At 63.5% G+C, this 18,285-nt stretch carries 18 protein-coding genes and 1 tRNA gene; 6 read left to right on the plus strand and 13 right to left on the minus strand.

The annotated features are described in order from the left end of the window. Positions 1-25: 25 nt before the first annotated feature. From IL252_RS09935 to mvaD, 3 genes are all read right to left on the minus strand, one after another. The gene (locus IL252_RS09935) at positions 26-574 is read right to left on the minus strand and encodes a cysteine hydrolase family protein (RefSeq protein WP_208627878.1); all 549 of its coding nucleotides are present in this window, start codon (positions 572-574) and stop codon (positions 26-28) included. 4 nt (positions 575-578) lie between these two features. Next, positions 579-1,403: a YqcI/YcgG family protein gene (locus IL252_RS09940; RefSeq protein WP_208627879.1), complete on the minus strand. Its 825-nt coding sequence runs from the start codon at positions 1,401-1,403 to the stop codon at positions 579-581. A 142-nt stretch (positions 1,404-1,545) separates the two neighbouring features. Beyond that, entirely contained in the window at positions 1,546-2,517 is a 972-nt protein-coding gene (mvaD, locus tag IL252_RS09945) for a phosphomevalonate decarboxylase MvaD (protein WP_208627880.1), read from the minus strand. Between the two features lie 91 nt (positions 2,518-2,608). Here mvaD and IL252_RS09950 point away from each other — a divergent pair, with 91 nt between their 5' ends. Then, positions 2,609-3,022, plus strand: a complete 414-nt coding sequence (locus IL252_RS09950) for a plastocyanin/azurin family copper-binding protein (protein ID WP_208627881.1) — start codon at positions 2,609-2,611, stop codon at positions 3,020-3,022. Between the two features lie 192 nt (positions 3,023-3,214). Here the strand turns inward: IL252_RS09950 and IL252_RS09955 are convergent, their stop codons facing one another. From IL252_RS09955 to IL252_RS09975, 5 genes are all read right to left on the minus strand, one after another. Continuing rightward, positions 3,215-4,348, minus strand: a complete 1,134-nt coding sequence (locus IL252_RS09955) for a GNAT family N-acetyltransferase (protein ID WP_208627882.1) — start codon at positions 4,346-4,348, stop codon at positions 3,215-3,217. Between the two features lie 101 nt (positions 4,349-4,449). Further along, complete coding sequence (locus IL252_RS09960; protein WP_153553458.1) at positions 4,450-5,070, minus strand: 30S ribosomal protein S3ae; 621 nt, start codon at positions 5,068-5,070, stop codon at positions 4,450-4,452. Beyond that, positions 5,067-5,303 carry a KEOPS complex subunit Pcc1 gene (locus IL252_RS09965; RefSeq protein ID WP_170094123.1) on the minus strand — a complete coding sequence of 79 codons (237 nt, stop codon included), beginning with the start codon at positions 5,301-5,303 and terminating at the stop codon, positions 5,067-5,069. The genes IL252_RS09960 and IL252_RS09965 overlap by 4 nt, the downstream gene beginning before the upstream one ends. Further along, on the minus strand, positions 5,300-6,400 hold the full coding sequence (locus IL252_RS09970) for a hypothetical protein (RefSeq protein WP_208627883.1): 1,101 nt from the start codon (positions 6,398-6,400) through the stop codon (positions 5,300-5,302). Before IL252_RS09970 ends, IL252_RS09965 begins: the two co-directional genes overlap by 4 nt. Positions 6,401-6,403: 3 nt before the next feature. After that, positions 6,404-6,868 (minus strand): 30S ribosomal protein S15, encoded by a 465-nt coding sequence (locus IL252_RS09975; RefSeq protein WP_208627884.1) that lies wholly within the window; start codon positions 6,866-6,868, stop codon positions 6,404-6,406. A gap of 320 nt (positions 6,869-7,188) precedes the next feature. Here IL252_RS09975 and IL252_RS09980 point away from each other — a divergent pair, with 320 nt between their 5' ends. Then, a complete protein-coding gene (locus IL252_RS09980) occupies positions 7,189-8,931 on the plus strand; it encodes a hypothetical protein (protein ID WP_208627885.1) in 1,743 nt (580 codons plus the stop codon). A gap of 91 nt (positions 8,932-9,022) precedes the next feature. On the opposite strand, the gene IL252_RS09985 is transcribed toward IL252_RS09980, so the two are convergent. The 5 genes from IL252_RS09985 to IL252_RS10005 are packed head-to-tail and all read right to left on the minus strand — an operon-like array spanning position 9,023 to position 12,281. After that, positions 9,023-9,781 carry a hypothetical protein gene (locus tag IL252_RS09985; protein WP_170094127.1) on the minus strand — a complete coding sequence of 253 codons (759 nt, stop codon included), beginning with the start codon at positions 9,779-9,781 and terminating at the stop codon, positions 9,023-9,025. Continuing rightward, a complete protein-coding gene (locus IL252_RS09990) occupies positions 9,774-10,217 on the minus strand; it encodes a hypothetical protein (protein WP_208627886.1) in 444 nt (147 codons plus the stop codon). The genes IL252_RS09985 and IL252_RS09990 overlap by 8 nt, the downstream gene beginning before the upstream one ends. Beyond that, entirely contained in the window at positions 10,214-11,209 is a 996-nt protein-coding gene (locus IL252_RS09995; protein ID WP_208627887.1) for a hypothetical protein, read from the minus strand. The genes IL252_RS09990 and IL252_RS09995 overlap by 4 nt, the downstream gene beginning before the upstream one ends. After that, positions 11,197-11,790 (minus strand): hypothetical protein, encoded by a 594-nt coding sequence (locus IL252_RS10000; protein ID WP_208627888.1) that lies wholly within the window; start codon positions 11,788-11,790, stop codon positions 11,197-11,199. Before IL252_RS10000 ends, IL252_RS09995 begins: the two co-directional genes overlap by 13 nt. Next, positions 11,787-12,281 (minus strand): hypothetical protein, encoded by a 495-nt coding sequence (locus IL252_RS10005; protein WP_244257010.1) that lies wholly within the window; start codon positions 12,279-12,281, stop codon positions 11,787-11,789. Before IL252_RS10005 ends, IL252_RS10000 begins: the two co-directional genes overlap by 4 nt. Before the next feature lie 226 nt (positions 12,282-12,507). Here IL252_RS10005 and IL252_RS10010 point away from each other — a divergent pair. The 4 genes from IL252_RS10010 to IL252_RS10025 all read left to right on the plus strand — a co-directional run bounded on the left by IL252_RS10010 (position 12,508) and on the right by IL252_RS10025 (position 18,174). Next, positions 12,508-12,579 (plus strand) — tRNA-Ala (locus IL252_RS10010). Positions 12,580-12,783: 204 nt separating this feature from the next. Next, positions 12,784-12,975, plus strand: coding sequence for a hypothetical protein (locus IL252_RS10015; RefSeq protein ID WP_208627890.1), 192 nt, complete (start codon positions 12,784-12,786; stop codon positions 12,973-12,975). A 110-nt stretch (positions 12,976-13,085) separates the two neighbouring features. Then, on the plus strand, positions 13,086-13,343 hold the full coding sequence (locus tag IL252_RS10020; RefSeq protein ID WP_208627891.1) for a hypothetical protein: 258 nt from the start codon (positions 13,086-13,088) through the stop codon (positions 13,341-13,343). A gap of 982 nt (positions 13,344-14,325) precedes the next feature. Continuing rightward, on the plus strand, positions 14,326-18,174 hold the full coding sequence (locus IL252_RS10025) for a CARDB domain-containing protein (RefSeq protein WP_244257021.1): 3,849 nt from the start codon (positions 14,326-14,328) through the stop codon (positions 18,172-18,174). Positions 18,175-18,285: the final 111 nt, after the last annotated feature.

An 18,285-nucleotide genomic window follows, 5' to 3' on the forward strand; every position in this document is an offset into this window, starting at 1 on the left:
GCTATGGTATCACATACCTCGACCGTCACCAGCGGTCGACGGCCGCCGCCGTCGAGAGGACGGTGGCGAACTCCCCGTCGAGGTGTGCCAGCGCCGTTCTGTGAACGAGTGCCGCGTCGAACTGCTCGTCTTCCAGCGTCCGGTCGAACGTCGCCGTCGCGTCTGCCACGACGAACACCTCGAACCCTCGATTCTCGCCCATCCGGACGGTCGTCGACACGCAGTGGTCGGTCGTCAGCCCACAGACGACGATCGACTCGTGACCTCGTTCGCGGAGCCACGCCTCCAGGCCGGTGTCGACGAACGCACCGTTGACCTGCTTGCGGAACGTCGCCTCACCGTCGGCGGGGGCGAGTTCGGGCTTGTAGTCGAACCCGGGCGCGTCTCCCCGCAGCGGCGAGTCGGGCTCCGTCGAGTCGTGGCGGACGTGGACGATGGGCTGGTCACGCGACCGCCACGTCGCGAGGAGTCGTGCCGCGTTCGCCTCGGCGTCGGGGTTGTTGCGCGTTCCCCAGCCGGGTTCGTCGAACCCCTGCTGAAAGTCGATCAGCACCAGGACCGGTGTCTCCGCCATCGTCTCAGTTGGGGTGGCCCACGCCCTCGCGAGCGTCCAGCAGCCGCGTCGACTTGGGGTGCTCGCGGCTGATCGCGATCGGGCACTCGCTCGGTGCCTGTCGTTCGTCCTCCGAGAGCATGTACTGTGGCCACTCTCGATCCCCTTCGACGCCCCAGTCCCCGAGGTCTGCGTGCGGACAGACGCCGTCGTACCCTTCGAGTCGGTCCTGGATGATCTCCCGGGCGTGTTCGCCGGCTTCGGTATCGGCGGTCACGCCCATGTCCTCGAAGAGCGCCCGCGGCTGGAAGGTGATCTCCAGTCCGACCGGGCAGTACCGGCTCTTTCGGGTGTCGTAGAAGGGTGCCCGGCAGGTCGGGAAGATCGGCTCGCCGCCGAAGGAAAACTCCCAGTGGGGATCGTCTGGATCGGTCGGGATGGCTTCGGGCCAGGGTGCTGGATCGTGGACGTGCAGGAACTGCAGGATGTTCCACAGCGCCTCGTGGTACTGGGCCTCCGTGAGGTCGCGCTCGGGTGGCTTGAAGAACGCGACGAGTGACGCGCGGTCGCTGTGTTCCTGGTACGTGTCCAGATACTGCAGGAGGGTCCGGCCCAGATCCAGCAACGCGTCCTTGTCGGTCATCGACGGGACCGCGGTGTACAGCGGGTCCCCGTTGGCCACGGATTCGGCCCCGAAAAAGCACGGGAACGGCGTGCCGTTTCGCTCGCCGAGGAGGCCATCACGGAACGTGGTCCAGTGATCGACAACCCAGTCGGTCGTCGCGCCCGATGCCACCCGTTCCTCGACGGTCGCCTGGTCCTGAAGCTCGCCGACGATCCGGTCGGACATAGCTGTGGCGTACGGTCCGTGGATGCATTTATGCGTCGGTATCGGCGACGGAAGCGCCGTCGCTCCGGCCGTACTGTCGCTTCGCGAACGGATTCGCTATCTCGGTGTGGCGAGATCGGCCACCGATTCGTGGCCAGCCGTCTCAGAACAGCGCCTCGGAGCCGTCGAGAATCCGCGCGGGGCCGCCGACCTCCCAGACTCGGGTGTCGACGCCGCAGTCGGCCACCGTCTCCTCGACGCGGTCGACGTACTCCGCCGTGGTGTTGACGTAGACGCTCGCGCCGGTGTCGACGGAGAAGTAGACCGGGACGTCCTCCGCTCGGAGTTCGCGGACGGCGTTGAAGATCTCGATCGTCCGGGGCTGCCAGTACACCCAGCCAGCCGGCCCGGTCATCGTCGTCGCGGCCAGGGACAGCGAGTCGTGTTCGGCCAGCTCGAAGGTCCGGTCGAACTCGCCGCCCGCGATGGCGTCGCGTGCCTCTGCGATCTGGCCGTGGATGTGGGCCATCCGGTTCTCGAACATGTGACTCGCCGCGGCCTCCTCGTGGGCCGCCTCCGTCTCCTTGTAGGACGGGACCATGCCGGCGACGACCCGAAGCTCGTCTTCCAGTTCGGTCTCGATGCGCTCGGAGCGACAGTCCGCGTCGTTCATGCCGTTCTTGAGGTGGGAGAACCCGCCCGTCACCGCCCGCGCGGCGGAGCACGAACCGCGACGCGCGACCGTCGACACCTCGGGGCGAGTCATGTCGAGGCCCGCCGCCTCGACGAGTGCCATCGCCGCAGCCGCGAACCCGGAGGCAGAGGAGCCAAAGCCGATGTTCGTCGGGAAGGAGTTCTCTGACTCGAAGCGCACGCGGTGGTCGATCCCCGCCAGTTCGCGAACGTGGTCGACGACGGCCGCGATGCGCTCGGCCCCGCGACCCTCGACTGCCGCGCCGTCGATGACGTACTCGTCGGCGTCGAGTTCCGGATCGAACGCCGCGGTCGTCTTCGAGTGGCTCGGTGCCGTACAGACGCTGATGCTGTCGTGGTAGGGCAAGCGCAGTTCCTCGTCGCGCATCCCGTGATACTTGACGATCCCCTGGATCGGGTGTGCCTTCGCGGTCGCTTTCATACCTCAGCCTCCCGGCGACTCCACTTTGCAGTTCCGAACCGAGGCCGTCCGGAACCGAGCCGTCTTTGATCGTCCAGCCCCGACTTGGGCTATGGAGCGTCGCGCCTACCTGCGAACGGTCGTCGGGGCGAGTGCGGTCGGACTGTCGGGGTGTCTCGGTGGCCTCACCGAGTCAGGGGACTACGACGTCGGGATGACGAGCAACGCGTTCGATCCCGCCGAGATCACCGTCGCCGCCGGTGACACCGTCGTCTGGCGAAACACGAGCTCTCACGCCCACTCCGTGACTGCCTACGAGGACGCCATTCCGGACGGAGCAGACTACTTCGCTTCCGGCGGGTTCGACGACGAACCGTCGGCCCGCGACGGGTGGACGAACGCGACAGACGGCTCGCTGTATCAGGGGGACACGTACAGCCACACCTTCGAGGTCGCCGGCCGGTACCGCTACTTCTGTATCCCACACGAGCGCGGCGGAATGATCGGGACGGTCGTCGTCGAGTAACGAAGAGGACCTCCGCTCGCTCTCTCGTCTGGGTCGCTGTCTCGTCCGGGCCGCTACCTCGTTTTCGTCGGCGTTCTCGTCGTTCACCGCGCCATCGCTGCGACCGCCGTCTCATACGACCGGCTGTACATCTGTGACCGATTTCGCCACCCCAGGGTGGCGAAGATCGTCACGAAGGTACAGCCGGCAGTATCAGCCAACGTCCCGATCTGCCAGCGCCAGCTCCCACTCTCGCTCGGTCGGATCGACGCCGGCACCGTCGACCGGCCCGTCCGCCGAGCGGTGCGCCGGACGCACCGCGAGGACGGACCTGTCGGAAAGCATCGACAGCGGGAACGCGTCACTCGCCCGGAAGCCGAACGCGTCGAGGACGGACGACGGGATCGGTCCCTCGCCGACCTTGACGACGTCCGAGTCGGCCGCGTCGGCGACGATCGGCGTCAGCAGCGCCTCGAAGACCTCCGGCGCGACCGCGCTCCCGCGTGGCACCGTATCGAGGACGGCAGTTGTCAGGATGCCGCCGCGCCGCTCTCGACAGACGACGCAGGCTGCCACGGCTCTCTGGTCGCGCCGGGCGACGTACGTCGTCGTCTCCCAGCGAGGGTTCGCGAAGCGCCACCGGTAGTAGTCGGTGTCTCTGACCACGTGGACGGGGTCCCGTCCCTCGCCGTCGCTCAGTCCAGCGAGCAGGTCGGCGGGAACGCTGTGGTGTCGCTCGACGCCAATCGCCGCCCCGTCGCGGCGGAGTCGGTCCCGGACGGAGAGATAGCCCCGAGCCAGGGGCGTCGCCAGCCGGCCGAGGTGTCGGGACGCGATCGATCGGAACTCACGCTTAGAGCCCGAGCCGTGTCGGACGAGACGCTGGGGGTTCTGAATCCGGTAGTGGGTGCGTGGCCCGTCCCTGAGCGTCCAGTCGAACGACTCCAGGCCCGGAACGAGAGCGGCCGTCGGGAAGTTGAAGTACAGTTGCGCGGGGCCGTCGCTGTACCGTTCGAGCAACCGTTCGGTCATTCCGGTGAACACCCCGCGCTCGCGATGGTCCGGGTGGACGACCCAGTCGGCCGGCTGGAAGGCCAGCACCGTCTCCTCGCCGAGCCGCACTCTGAACGTCAGACAGGGCTCGGCACCGACGACCTCGCCGTCGCACTCGGCGACGACCATCGGAATCTCGTCGACGTACGGGTTCTCTCCGAACCGCCAGCGGAACCACGCCGCTCGCCGCTCGTGTCCCCAGACCGTCTCGTGGAGGTCGAGAAACCCCTGTACGTCGGTCGGCTCGACGGGCCGGTACTCGTAGCTCGACCGCCTCTGTTCGAGGTGACTCATTGGGGCGTGGTTCTGCCGACGGCCCCTTCGTTGGGCTCCGTCTACCAGCGATTAGCCGGCTGCTACGAGGGTTGCGTCGAAAAAACGCGGCGAAAGCGCAGTTACTCCTCGACGTCGACCGAGGTCTCTTCTTCGGCTGCGACTTCCTCGGGACGGGCTTCCATCGTGGTCTTCTGGATCTCGACCCGGCGAAGCGGGTAGATGTCCTTGCACTCGCTGTACAGTGCAGAGGAGAGTCGCCCCTCGACGATGGAGTCGACGAGCTGCTCGAAGCTGCGGTCTTCGGCCGTCTCCTCGACGATGTCGATCATCTGTCGGCGGATCGCCTTCTCCTGGGAGGCGTCGGCCTTCTTGGTCGTCAGCGCGACCGGCTGGATCTGGACGCGGTAGTCGTCCGTCGTCAGCACGGTGATGAAGGCCTCGACCTTCGAGGAGCCTCGGCGGACGAGCGACCGCAGGTAGTCGCGGGTCAGCTCGTGCTTGATGAACTCCGTGTACGCGGAGTCGGAGGCGACCTCGTTGATCTTGAAGGTCAGCTTCGTGTTGTTCTCGCTGGCGTCGTCTTTCAGATCGCCCAGCGTTGTCTGGATGGTGCGTCCGAGCACCTTCTCTGCCTCGTCTGCCGTGGTCTCACCGAGTTCCTCCCGGTCGAACTGCTCGGGAGCGAGCACGGTGTACCACCGCTTTTGCTGCTTCTGTCGGGATACGGATCGTTCGCTCATGATGTGTGTGTTGTGTGTTGGTCGGCAAGCTGTGCTGCGACGCGGAGGTTGACGACGTAGTCGTCGACTGTCGAGTGGAGTCCGCCGGTCGTCTCGCGGTCGATCGTGGTCACGATCTCGTCGCCGTCGACGCGCGTGGCCATCTCGTCGGTGTTGTCCGGGCGGAGCGCGCTGGCGATCCGTTCGGCCGTGGCGTCGTCGCCGTGGGCCGTCCGGATCGTCGCTTCTCTCATAGTGCCTCCCGGACCTGCTCGACGAGGTCGTCGGTGTCGCCCTCGAACTGCGCGCTCGTGCGGGTCGCGGTTCCGCCGACGGCGGCCGTCGCGGCGTCGAGCGCGGGCGCGACGGATCGGTCGTCGGTCCCGCGAACCGCGGCCCTGTCGCCAGCGACGACCAGCGTCACCGGCTCGGGCGAGCGAAACCGCGCGACGAGTCGGGCGACCGTCTCGACTGGCATCGCGTCGCCCCGGACGACGAACAGGCCGTCGTAGCGCTGGGTCGACGCTGTTCGGATACCAGTGTGGGCCCGACTCGCGTGGGTCCGCCAGACGTCGAGTGCCTGCTCGCGCACGTCGTCGTGGCCGAGCGCGAGCGCGACGCCGAGTCCGGGCCGTTCGCGTGCGACGGCATCCAGCACGTCGCCGTAGCCCCCGATCGTCTCGAACGGGCCGCCGACGTAGGGGTGTAGCGCCCGCTCGATTGCCTCGGTGGCCCGATCGTTGGCGGTCTCGTCGCCCGCGATCGCCAGCGCGACCAGCGAGGCGACGCGACGGTGTCGGTCCGTATCGGCCTCGGAGCCCAGCGCCTCGACCGCCTCCTCGACGGCCGCGCGCTCGCCGGAGAACGGCGCGTGCAACAGCGTCGAGTGTGCGAGCCCGTCGACGTACTCGCTCACCGGGACGGCGACGCCGGGGCGGCGCTCGAACCCGCCGGCATCGGCCAGCGTGGCCCCGTCGGAGTCGCCATCGGCGACGGTCGCGCCGGCCAGCGCGAGCGCCAGATCGGGCTCGGTGCCCAGCGCCCGCACCGTCTCGACGGCCGCGGTGCTCAGTGGCTCGTCCGCGAGTGTCGCGGTCGCGTCGACGCCGTCGGCACCGACGCTGACCGTGACGTCGGCGTCCGTCGTCCGGGCTCCCGCCTCGCCCGTTCGCGCGATCGACGCCTGGAATGGCGTCTCTCGCGCCGTGAGAGCGCGTGCGAGGAGTCCCGTCGCTGCCAGTCCGTCACCGTCGGCGCGTGCGACGAGCCGAACGAAGTCGGCCCCGTCGAGCGTGCCGGCGAGGTCACTGGGCGGCGTGGCGGACGCCTGATCGCGACCGGCTGTGGACATCGATTACTCGACCAGTTGCTTCGCTCGCTCGTAGCTGTAGGTGAAGTCCGCGTCGATCTCGTCGCCGCGGTAGTAGTCGACGAGACGGCGGATCTTCGACTGGTTGTTCTGGAGCGCGCGCTTGTTCTGGTGGTCGCCCGGGTTCTCGTCCATGTGCTCTCGCAGGCGGACGGCCTTCTTCATCAGGTTCCGGAGGTCCTCGGGCAGTTCGTCGGTCGCGTCGTTCTCTTCGAGGATCTCGGTGACCTTCTTGCCCGTCGCCAGCGAGACGTCCGGGATCGGCGTCCCCTGGACGCCCTCGTCGCGGAGCTTGAGGCCGATCTCGCTGGGCGAGTGGCCCTGCTCTGCGAGCTCGACGACTCGCTCCTCGATCGCGTCTTCGTCTACGTCGCTCCACTCCGGCGGTTCGTCTGCCACGGGCTTGTCCGAGTCGGACGAGCCGCGGCGTCGTGTGTGCATTCGTGCCATTGTTAGGTTGGAACGGCACAGACCGCTACGTGCTACTCGCAGCGCGAGCGTGTGGTGTCGAAACACCGGACACGGCCGCAATCTCGAAGCCACGCAACCGCGTGGCGGGTCAGATTTGCGGTCGTGCTGTTCCCGACGTACTCTCCCCACTCGGCGCGTAAAACCGTTTCTACTGCGGCCGGCGACGCTCTGTCGACGGCGACGGGCCGGCCCAGCGCTTTCCTCTCCTCCTCGAATATCACCGGCGATAACCGTTTGAACGGTCCTAAACGGTTCGAACGGTCGCGCGCCTTATTCCCTCCAGTCGCATCCGTGACGGTATGTACCGGGGCCTCGGCCGGCGCGGGCAGTCCTCGCCGATCGCCGTCGTTCTCGTCCTCTCGATGGTCGTCGCCGGCTCGCTGGCCGTCGTGACGCTGGGTGCCCAGTCGCTGTCGGACACCCGCGAGACGATGGACGTCGAGCGCGCCGAGAAGGGCCTGACACAACTGGACTCGAACGTCGCGATGGTCGCGCTGGGGAGTGCCGGCGGACAGGAACTCTCGCTGTCGAGGACGGACGGGGCCGCCTATCGGCTCCGGGACGACGCGGGGTGGATGACCGTCGCGGTGACGAACACGTCCAACGACTCCACGAAGACGGTGATGAACGCGACGCTCGGCTCGATCGCCTACGAGAACGACGGCCGCTCGGTCGCGTACCAGGGCGGGGGCGTCTGGAAGACGGACGGCAACGGGGGGTCGCTGATGGTCTCGCCACCGGAGTTTCACTACCGGGACGCGACGCTGACGCTCCCGCTGGTGACCGTCTCCGGCGAGGAGTCGCTCGACGGGCGGATCGCGGTTCGGCCGGGCGGGCGCTCGACGCAATACTTTCCGAACGCCTCGGCCGACGAGCAGTGGGTGAACCCGCTGGACGGCGGCCGCGTCAACGTGACCGTCAAGAGTGAGTACTACCGGGCGTGGGGCCAGTTCTTCGAAGAGCGCACGGACGGCGAGGCCACGCTCGACCACGCGAACGAGACGGCGACGGTGACACTCGTCGTCCCGGCCGGGCCACAGACTGTCACGAACGCCGTCGCGGCCACGTCGGCGGGCGGCGAGATCGTACTGGCCGGAAGCGGCGATCAGACCCGGACGGACAGCTACAACTCCTCGAAAGGGACCGGGCTGTACGCCGACACGAAGACACACGACGGCTCGATCCGGACGGCCGGCGACGTGACGGTCAAGGGCAACAGCCAGGTCAACGGCTCGCTGGCGTCGGGGGGCAAGGTGACTGTCAAAGGGGGCGGTGTGGTGACCCGAGACGCCGGCTACACCGACGACATCAAGGTCACCGGCAGCGGCGGTGTCGACGGCTCGATCGAACAGCTCTCGGGCGTCGACGGGATCGGTCCGGTCGACGCCGTCATCGAGCGGCGATACGAGAACGCGACCGAGGACAACGACAACGGCGACGCGAGCGCGATCTCGGGGACGACTCTCGACGACGGCGACCAGACGCTCTCGGCCGGCGAGTACCACCTCGATCGACTCGTGCTCGACGGCGAGACGCTGACGCTGGACACCGGGACCGACGGGACGATCAGTGTCGCGGTCCGTGACTACGTCCAGCTGAAGAACGACGGCCGCATCCACGTCGTCGGAAACGGGACGGTCCGTCTGTACGTCGACGGGCAGGCGACGACGGCGTCGGACCACCACTTCTCGATCGAGGGAAGCGGCGGCCAGATCGACGTCGACGAGGGGCAAAACGCCTCGCAGTTCTGGCTCTACGGCCGCGGCGACTTCCAGGGACGGATCGACGGCACCTCCGGTGACACCCACCTGTTCGAGGGCGTCGTCTTCGCGCCCGGCGGCACGCTCGGCAGTAGCTCGTTCACGGTCGAGAAGGGAAGCCTCTACGGCGGCGTCGTCACCGGGACCGTCACGATGGACAACGGCGGACAGGTCCACTACGACCGATCGCTAAAGCGGGTCAACGCCGTCCCGCCGGCCGAGAATATCGTCCGGCTGACCTACCTCCACGTCTCGGAGATCGAGATCGAGGCCCGCGACTGACACTGTTGGCTGTCACGTCGTGACGATATTCGTCGCCGGGGTAGCGAAATCGGTCACAGATGGACAGCCGACAGTGTGCTCTCCTCGGTCGTCACAGCTCGATCGTCAGATCGATCTCGTGGACGGGGACGTACAGTCGATCCGGCGACGTCCCAGGCTCCAGATAGCACGTCACGCTGTCCGCGCCCGGGTCGGGCGCACACGCCGAGAGTGCGGTCTGCTCGAAAGATTGCTGCCAGAGTTCCCACCGCGGCGACGTGACGGTCACGCTGACGTTCTCGAACTGCCCGCCGGTACCGGCGACGGCGACGGCCGACGACTGCTGGTTCGCACGCACCAGGACGGTCGACCCGGCGACGCTCCGGACGCGCTCGGTCCGCGTCTGGACGATCGGGACGAGCACACGGCCGTCTCGGACCACCAGCGGCGGTTCGACGGTGGTGAATCCGCCGTCACGGGAGAGCTGAAACACCGCGCCACCCTCGTAGACGAGCCGTTGCGCTCCGTCGCCCTCGTAGACGATCGGTCTGACCGACCGCTCGACGCTCTCGTTCCCGTCGGCGGTGTCGCGGTCGATCGCGGTCACGTTGATCGTCACGTTCTCGCCCGTGTACAGTTGCGCGCTGCCGAGGCTGACTTCGGTCGCACGGCTCGGGGCCCCACGCTGGTGGATGTCGGCCATATTGTCCGCCAGCACGTCGAAGGCCCGCTGTGCGTTGTTCGTCTGCTCGGCATCCCGCACGTCCTGGAGGGTTCCCAGTCCGCTGACCGAGATGATCGCCACCGAGGCGACGACCATCCCGAACACGAGGGCGAACCCGAGCACCTCGCTGACCGCGCGATCAGTCATTGCGCACCCCCAGAGCGCTGCCGTCGTAGCCGACGACGACCGTTCCGCCGTCGGCCGACGAGTTGCTGAGTGCTGTCCTGTTCTGGACGCCCACCGTGACACGAACCTCGGGACTGCTCGACCGCAAGCGGATCGTCGGCGACGGCGTCGCCACGAGTTCGAGCCGGTAGGTCGTGCCCGTGATTCGGGCGGGGAACTGCTGCTCGATCCGCACCGTCGCACCGGCCCGATCGTCACTGGCTCTGACGAGCCTGTCCGCGCGTGCGATGTCTGCCGACACCTGCTGGCCGATCACCTGCAGTTCGGACCTGACGACCTGTCGCTGGCGGTCCTCGACGAAGCTGCCGGACGCGACGAGCAGCCCCGTCACCAGCATGGTCGCGATCGCGAGGCTGAGCACGTAGCTGAACGTCGAGGAGACGGCGCGATCGTTCACGTCGGCTCACCCGGCGCGACCCGGATCGTCGTCTCGTAGCGCAACTTCGCCCCGTCGTAGCGGTACGTGACGTTCGCGGCGTAGATGGCGGGCGTCGCGTACGGATCGTCTCCCGTCGACGACGACGGCAGGTTCCCGTTGCTGGTGGCGTCCTCGCCGACGATCAGCGAGTAGTTGCCGGTCACCTCGTCGCCCTCCTCGTAGGCGATCTCGTAGGGTTCCGACACGCCCTCGCCGAACGACAGCGCCGGACACGGTGTCCCGTCGACGAGCCCCGCCGTCAGATCGACGTGGAAGTAGTCGACTCCGTCGTCGACCGCACAGACGCCCTGTCGTCCGGTACCGTCCTCGACGCCGATCTTGTACGTCCCGTCTGCGGTGTCGTGGGTGACGTTCATGATCCAGGTCGCGCCCGCACTGTCCTCGATCCGCACACGGAACTGGTCGGCCGGGCCGCCGAAGTTGCCCGTTCGATTGACGCCGCTCACGTTCATCCTGTAGGCGCGTGTCTCCGCGACGCCGTGGGCGACGCGCCAGTCGACACTCGTCGCGCCACCCTCGCTCGCGTTTTCGAACGAGGAGCCGCCGGGTGCATCGTCCCTGATTCTGGTTCCGTTCTCGATGTCGGTCGGTCCCGCGACGCTGACCACCTTCCCGCCCGAGGCGTGGTGTTCTCCCGACAGGGCCGAGAGCGTCTCGACGCTCTCGTCGAGGCTCGTCGCCAGCGTCGTCGTGTCGCTGGCGTTGTGCGTGTTCGCGTACTCGATCGCGTGGCCGGTCGACTGCTCGACCGACTGGCGCACCAGCAACGCGTCGTCGCTGCCCGCCGTTTCGCCGCGACTGGCGAGGTTCTCCGTGAAGATCGCCGAGTTGACGACCAGCGCCAGCATGACGAACGTGACCGCCATCACGAAGGCCGCCACCAGAATGACCTGTGCGCGGTCCTCGCCCAGCGAGCGACAGCGGCGACCCAGGCGGCTCAGATCCGCCACGCGACCACCTCCACGCGGACCACGTTGTACACCGACGTGCCGACCTGCTGGACGGGATAGCGACTCGCCGAACCGACGGTCACCGACTCGTTGGCGGTCTCGTCCGGTCGCATTAGCGGATCGTCCGGCCTGAGCGTCACGGTCCGTGCGGCCGACACCGCGTTGTCGCTCGGCCGACCGCGGTAGATCATCCGCCGGGTGGCGATCCCGCCGCTCTGCCTGCGGTACCGGAGGTAGACGTTGTACGAGATGCTGCGCTCGTCGAGGGTCCGCTCCAAGATCCGCCCGAAGGTCGTGTCCGGCGGCTCGTTCGTGTAGAACCCGATGTCGGGTGCGCCGTGGAACCGGCCGTCGGTATCGTTCCAGTACCGGACGCTCGTCGAGAGCGCGCCCTGGTCGGCCGCCGTCGCGAGCACGCCCTGCGTGACTGAACGCTGCTGGTTCTCGATGTGCTGGCTCGACGTACTGGCCGACAGCGGCGTCACCGCCGTCATCTGCATCGCGAAGACGACGCTGCTCAACAGCAGTAGCCCCGCGATCACCGCTTCGAGCGTGTGGGCCTGCCCGCGTTCCGGACTCACCACAGTACGACCTCCAGCGTGACGACCTCGCGATGCAGCGACACCACTCGACGCGCGGTCACCGACTCGTCCACGTCGTCCGTCGTCGGCTCGCCCGCCTGGAGAGACACGTCGCCACTCTCGCAGTCACTCTGGTCCTGCAGCGCCGCGGCATCCGCGTCCCAGCACAGCGGACTCGCCCCCTCGCGGGCTGTCGTCCCGTTTCGCGTCACCGTGACGTTGACCCGCTGGCGGCCGTCCAGCCCCAGCCGCTCGTTCGTCGTCTCGCCCGCGAAGTGACAGCCACTCTCCGAGCGATTGTCGAAAAACGCCGCCGTACACGTGGCGTTCAGGACCTTCGGACGCTCGGCACTGCCCAGCGTCGCCCGCGAGAGATCGTCGGCCACTCTGTCGACGGCGACGGTCTCCTCCTGTGCCCCCGCGGTGAACGGCTCGACTACGCCGGGCACGAACAGGAAGACGAACAACACGACGGCGAGGAAGAGACTCATGCCGAACGCGAAATCCAACGTCGTCTGTCCGCGTGTGTGACCCCGCATACTGTGACCCGAAACCGCGCTGACTCTGGTGGAGAGTGGCTGTTGCCCGCCTTATCTATTGTGGCCGAACAGTCAAAATGGAGACACGACACGCTCGGCGACGGCGGACGACACCGTGACCCACGGTCCGATCCCTTCGATGGGTTTAAGAAAACCCACCCGGTACGAAACGATGCGAGGGCTCGTAGATCAGTGGTAGATCATCCCCCTGGCACGGGGAAGGCCCCGGGTTCAAATCCCGGCGAGTCCATCTGGATTTCTACGCCGTAATCAGGGAACGTAGATCCTGTTTAGCAGTGTTCTAACCCCCTGATTTCGGTAGAATCTCTATTTGATTGAGGTACCCGAATAGCGATAGTTGCTGCCAATTCGGGATGCACCCGACGCTGTCTGCTGGTTGTTCCGAGGGAGACGGTACGGTAAAGCTTACAGTAGAAGTAAAACAAGTACCTGTATGCCACCAGATGGCTACACGTCGCTCACTCTCAGTGACGACGTAGTAGAGAAACTGGCCCGTATCGTCGCTGAAACGGACTGTGACAGCTATGCGGAAGCCGTCAACTACGCTGTGAACGAGACGCTGGCCCGTGAGGACCAGCTCGAGGCCGCTGATCTCGTGGATATGCTCGCGGATCGAGTTGAGTAGCTGACAAAGAGTTTATCAAACAGCTATCTGACGTGGTACTCAGCACGGGTTTCCGCTTGAAGAAGCGCGAGGGAGACTGAAGCTCTCCCTGAAACCGTGCGCCCGAATCCATGGACGCAGATAGTATTACCTCCGCCACGGAGGAAAGAGCTGACGGTGCATCGTTTGATTGGGAAGCAGCAGGTCGCACGATCGTCGAGTCCGAGCTCGACCGAGTGCAGGAGCAGGTGGCTTCGGAGTTCAGTCGAGTAGCACGCCGCGCAGCCTGTGGTGACGAGATCACCCGGAAAGATATTCGTGACCTGCGCTACGCGCTCCAGCAGGCCGAGTACGCTATCGAGGCTCTGGAGTCTGCTGAAAACCAGTGAGAACGCCGCCAGGGCGATCTGAACTTCGTTCGGCGGCCGTGGCCTGATCGGGTGGTGGCGCTTCGTCAACCGACCGCCCGTCCCTCTCAGTTCGGTTAGCGGTCGGCCGGGCAATCGCCCGGCCGGTTCGAACGTCGGCAGCGCAACCCCCTTCACGGGGGTGAGCAGTCGCCGTTCGAACCGGGCGGCCCCACCCGATCATTCTTGACTTGATTTTAGCAGGCATTACTCAAACAGTGCTGATTCTCGGTCTCTATCGATGTCCGGAACAGCTCGCCTCTGTGCACAGAATAGCAGAACTAGAGTCTGTAGGTGCGAATATCGATTTTACATCTGGATACCGTAACTTCTACGGTACGTGTAAAATTGCCGTGTAGTACTCACCTCGAATGCTGCCCTCCTGCTGGCCCCAGCCCCGATCGTCCACCGCAAGGCCTGGTGAGGCTGTCCCGATCTGCCCGGCACCCCGGAACGACGAGCGACTGAAAGGAGCGAGTCGTATGCCCGGGAGCCCGGAACGGACGCGAGTGCCAATCGCGTCCGCATCGGGACCGACAGCCGGAAGCGACCCCTTGTGGGTCGACCCGGAAGCCAGGCCGCACGCCGCCGACTAGCGGGAGGCGGCCCTCGTCGTGCTGTGCTGGCGGTGCGTCGAATCTAAGAGAGGGTTTGTGCGAATCGGGATGGAACCCCGGCGAGTCCACTCCCTTTCTCTCTGTTCGCCTAGCCGCTGATTCGCCGCACATTGCGAAGGTAGGGGCATCGATCTGCATCGCAATTGTATTTCCGATGTGGCATCTGGCCTACGCCGCTGACTGGTTGAGCGTACGGCTCTAGCTATTACATACGAGCTACCCCTGCGACAAGTTTGACGTGAGTAACCTCTAATTGATCGATAATCGAAGCTAAATTCGCACACTCACTATCCGGTGGGTTTTTGGTCTCTATAGTATAATAAGGGGTTAGCGATTACTGGGTAAACATGTGGGGTCAACATAATCTGGACGAACGTGGTGTCTCGAATCTCGTTGGCGTTATCCTGCTGGTGGCTATCTCGATAACTGGGGCAGTATTGCTCCTCTCTGCAGGGCAAACGACGATTCAGGACACCCAAAACCAGCAGAACGCCGAAGTGGTATCGGATATGTTTAAGCAGGTTGATTCGATGTTTCAGTCGATACCACGTAACGAGAGCAACGCGGGGTCGCGGTCAGTCGAAGTTCCACAGAGTGTCCGTGGATCCGTTGAAACGAACAACGACACGACCTATCGGATACGGCTGAATGGGAGTCCTGCCTGTGATTCAGGCGTGCGAGCACTGGGATCGATGCAATATGAAGATGATGACGGGACGTTAGTCGGTTACGAAGGTGGTGGCGTTTGGGAGTCTACAGAGGGTGGTACTGTGATGGAGTCTCCACCGGCACTCACGTATAGAGATGGGAGTCTCAATGTCCGTTTCCAGCGGGTCGCTGGCAACATTAGTGACTCCAACGAAATCACTGCACAGGTCAACAGTACTGAGGAACGCATGATCAACGACGAACTGTCGTTGTTGTTGTATACGAACCTCACGCCATCAAATGTCAGTAGCGACTCATCGTATAGCCTAACCTGTGCTCCTGCACAAGTAGAGAACGCTACCGTATTCATCAACGACAGCAAGTTCGCTGGCGGATGGGTACGCTACGCTGAGGATACGTTCAACGACAAGCGTGTCAGTGTAGAGCCCAGCGGTTCAGTGAGTCCAGGGGAGAATGTCTCTATCACGTTTGAACTCGGCGACGTGTCGCTACCCGAATTTTCTACCCGCAACGTGACTGCAAAACGATACAGCAATACCGGTCCGCTTCTCGTTAACGGAACTGTCGAAAATGAAGGCGGACTGGACGGCGAGCAGGAAGTAACGTTCACCTTCGAAGACGCCGGAGGGTCTGAGATCATACGGACCACAAAGACTGTCTCTCTCAATGGTGGTGAATCAGATCGGGTGAAGTTCAAGGTCCCTAACAGTAAGATGAGTTCGAGTGTTCCGTCCGGGACATACGACGCAACAATCGCGACAGAAAACGACTCTGATTCGAAGACACTCCAATTCACTGGGGGGAGTCAGGTACCCGACTTCCACATTGATTCTGTCTCAGCGCCGTCGGAGGGACAGATCGGTGACGATCTAACAGTTGATGTCACAGTCGAGAACCAAGGCGGTATGACCGGGACGCGAACTATCAGTTACGAGTTCGGAGGCTCGACTAAAAACACAAGCAAATTGACACTCCATCCCGGCCAAACGAAGACGTTGACGTACTCCCTCTCTACGACTGCAGACGGAAGCTACAGCTGGGTTGTCCGGACTGACGGATCTGTCGAGCAGGGAACTATCTTTGTGGGGACTGGTCCAACGTTCACGATCCACGACACCGAAGCGCCGAAGAATGCGCCCTCTGGGAATAAATTCTGGCTCAACGCTACGATCAACAACACCGGCCAGTTGGACGGCACACGGGATATCAATCTAACTATTAGAAACGACACTAACGGCAACGTCGTCACAGATGTCGACCAGCAAGTCAGTGTTCGGGGGACGATCGCAGACAGTGGTGATACAGCGACAGTCAATGCATCGGGGAGAATTACCACAGCGGGGACATACGAGTACAAAATCGACACGGGAGATACGGTCCAAACCGGCGGATTCACCGTTGGGCCGTCACGGTATCCGAATTTCATCGTTACATCTGTACGATTCTCGGATGACCCGGTAGTGAAGGGCGAACAGGTGTCTATCGAAGCTGACGTGAAGAACACTGGGAAAGTAGACGACACACAACCGATCGAAATATCTACCGAGCGTGATATCTTGGCGGCGCCGAATCGACACATCGATCCTGGAACTGCAACGACAGTTAGCACTACTATCGATGTACAGTCGCCGACATTCGTTCTCGGCGAGGCTAACAAAATTACTGTCCAAACAGACAACAACACCGTCTCTCAGAATCTGGATGTCTTGGCTGAAGAACCGATCAGCGAAAGCGAGGACGGAAAAATAATTGCTAACGAGCGGCTCGATGTCAGCGTCAGGTTGCTCGGGGCAGAACTGGAAGGGAAACAGCGAGACTGGTGTGACCCGAGCTATCGTTCGTGTCTCGGCAGTTTCAGAGTCAACGGAGGACATCAGCGTTTCGGTATCATAAACGATCCCGTCGAAATGTCTCTCTTAATCAACAGTGTGACTGAGACCGAACTCTGGCGCTCACTCCCGGGCAATGGTGACATCAATCATCCCGAGGCAGAGCAGGAACTACTTGACGGGATGAATCCGTACAACCAGACGACCACTCTGGAGGAAGACGACCGGGCAATTGTGACTGCAACGTCGTACTACTGTGACTATTACCAGTACACAGATGTGAGATTCCCGGATCTCATTGATTTTGGTAATAGTAATCAGGACGCTGTTGGTAAAGAGTGTGCTAGACGTGGTGGCTCACGTCTCACGATCGACGGTGATAGCGAAGACGAGAGGGTAGTTCTCAGAAAGGATGGTGAGAGCATTCGTGGGGGCGAAGATTTCCAGCCACAGGCTGATGACTACCAGCGCAACGTCAAACAAATGCTGCAAGGTCGGCTAAACGAAACTGGTCATCTTGATCTTGCACCCGGTGAGCGGGTCCTGATCTACGAACTGTCTGACAGGGACGCGACAATCGACCAGGCCAGCCAGCCCGGAGATCCAGACTACAACGACGCCATCGTCCTGTTCAAAGTGCTATCGAAGAACCGGACAATCTCACCGCCACCGTCCTACGAGATCACTGATCTCGACGCACCCGCCAGCGTTCGACGCGGTGAGCACGAGACGATCACTGCAACCATCAACAACACTGGTGGACAAGAAGGAGAGACAGGCATCGACTTTACGTTTGACGGGACGACCGTCGAGACGAAATCGACCGGGTCACTCGAACCCGGAGAGGAGACAACTGTGACTTTCGATCTCCCGACAGGATCGACCGGCACGTTCGGCTATACCGTAGCTGTCGAAAACGAACCTGACGAGAACCGCGCGGGGCAACTGACTGTCGGTTCGCCGCCGTCGCCCTACTTCCAGGTCTCTGAATTTGCGCCTGACACGACGGCTGTCGAACGTGGTGAACCAGTCACTGTTGATGCGACGATCGACAATGTTGGTGCCGTGAGTGATAGCCAGACTGTCGAACTCCGCAACGTGACTGGCAGTAACGACACGGTTGTCGACAGTGCTGGCAGCGTGTCTCTATCGGGCAACAGCGACACCACGCTCTCCTTCGATCTATCGACTCATACCAACGGCACACTCGCGTACACGATCTCGACCGAAGACGACCGTGCTATTCCACAGCAAGTCTACGTAAACGAATCACATGTGAAAATCAACCAGACTGAGGTTGGACTGACGGCCTATAACGAGAGTGAACTCATCGAGCGCAAGTCTGTGCCACGGTTGAGCGTCAAACTCAACAACCACGGTGGACTGGGCAGCGAACGTGATGTCACTCTCCAGATCACGAATCGATCTGACGGAACTACGACCTCTGCGAGTGAGACCGTGACAATTGGTGAAGGAGAAATCAAACCACCATATCCCGGCTACGCTACCTTTGATACCTCTTCTCTGGGAGTCTCCGAAGGATATTACCGGTACCATGTGACAGTCGAGGACGATGGTAACACCGTCGATTCGTGGACGGGTGAGTTGTTCGTCCACGAGGACGGAACTGTCGACCAGTCTTCTGACTCTGACTCGCCAGTCAACGTCGACTCGGGCCAGATCGAGATCGGTAACTGAAACCTTCACCTCTCGCCACATATACGAAGTCTGGCGGGTATATTTCACCTCTTCGGTGCGGTGTTCAGAGATGCGAGACCTGTTCTGGTTGCTGACACCGAAAGAACGAGT

Origin of the sequence: Halomicrobium sp. IBSBa, from assembly GCF_017612575.1 — an archaeon.
In the GTDB taxonomy this organism is placed as follows: Archaea; Halobacteriota; Halobacteria; order Halobacteriales; family Haloarculaceae; genus Halomicrobium.

Coding starts and splice junctions, on each gene's coding strand:
- IL252_RS09935 (WP_208627878.1), bottom strand. CDS start 574: ATGGCGGAGACACCGGTCCTGGTGCTGATCGACTTTCAGCAGGGGTTC.
- IL252_RS09940 (WP_208627879.1), bottom strand. CDS start 1,403: ATGTCCGACCGGATCGTCGGCGAGCTTCAGGACCAGGCGACCGTCGAG.
- mvaD (WP_208627880.1), bottom strand. CDS start 2,517: ATGAAAGCGACCGCGAAGGCACACCCGATCCAGGGGATCGTCAAGTAT.
- IL252_RS09950 (WP_208627881.1), top strand. CDS start 2,609: ATGGAGCGTCGCGCCTACCTGCGAACGGTCGTCGGGGCGAGTGCGGTC.
- IL252_RS09955 (WP_208627882.1), bottom strand. CDS start 4,348: ATGAGTCACCTCGAACAGAGGCGGTCGAGCTACGAGTACCGGCCCGTC.
- IL252_RS09960 (WP_153553458.1), bottom strand. CDS start 5,070: ATGAGCGAACGATCCGTATCCCGACAGAAGCAGCAAAAGCGGTGGTAC.
- IL252_RS09965 (WP_170094123.1), bottom strand. CDS start 5,303: ATGAGAGAAGCGACGATCCGGACGGCCCACGGCGACGACGCCACGGCC.
- IL252_RS09970 (WP_208627883.1), bottom strand. CDS start 6,400: ATGTCCACAGCCGGTCGCGATCAGGCGTCCGCCACGCCGCCCAGTGAC.
- IL252_RS09975 (WP_208627884.1), bottom strand. CDS start 6,868: ATGGCACGAATGCACACACGACGCCGCGGCTCGTCCGACTCGGACAAG.
- IL252_RS09980 (WP_208627885.1), top strand. CDS start 7,189: ATGTACCGGGGCCTCGGCCGGCGCGGGCAGTCCTCGCCGATCGCCGTC.
- IL252_RS09985 (WP_170094127.1), bottom strand. CDS start 9,781: ATGACTGATCGCGCGGTCAGCGAGGTGCTCGGGTTCGCCCTCGTGTTC.
- IL252_RS10005 (WP_244257010.1), bottom strand. CDS start 12,281: ATGAGTCTCTTCCTCGCCGTCGTGTTGTTCGTCTTCCTGTTCGTGCCC.
- IL252_RS10015 (WP_208627890.1), top strand. CDS start 12,784: ATGCCACCAGATGGCTACACGTCGCTCACTCTCAGTGACGACGTAGTA.
- IL252_RS10020 (WP_208627891.1), top strand. CDS start 13,086: ATGGACGCAGATAGTATTACCTCCGCCACGGAGGAAAGAGCTGACGGT.
- IL252_RS10025 (WP_244257021.1), top strand. CDS start 14,326: ATGTGGGGTCAACATAATCTGGACGAACGTGGTGTCTCGAATCTCGTT.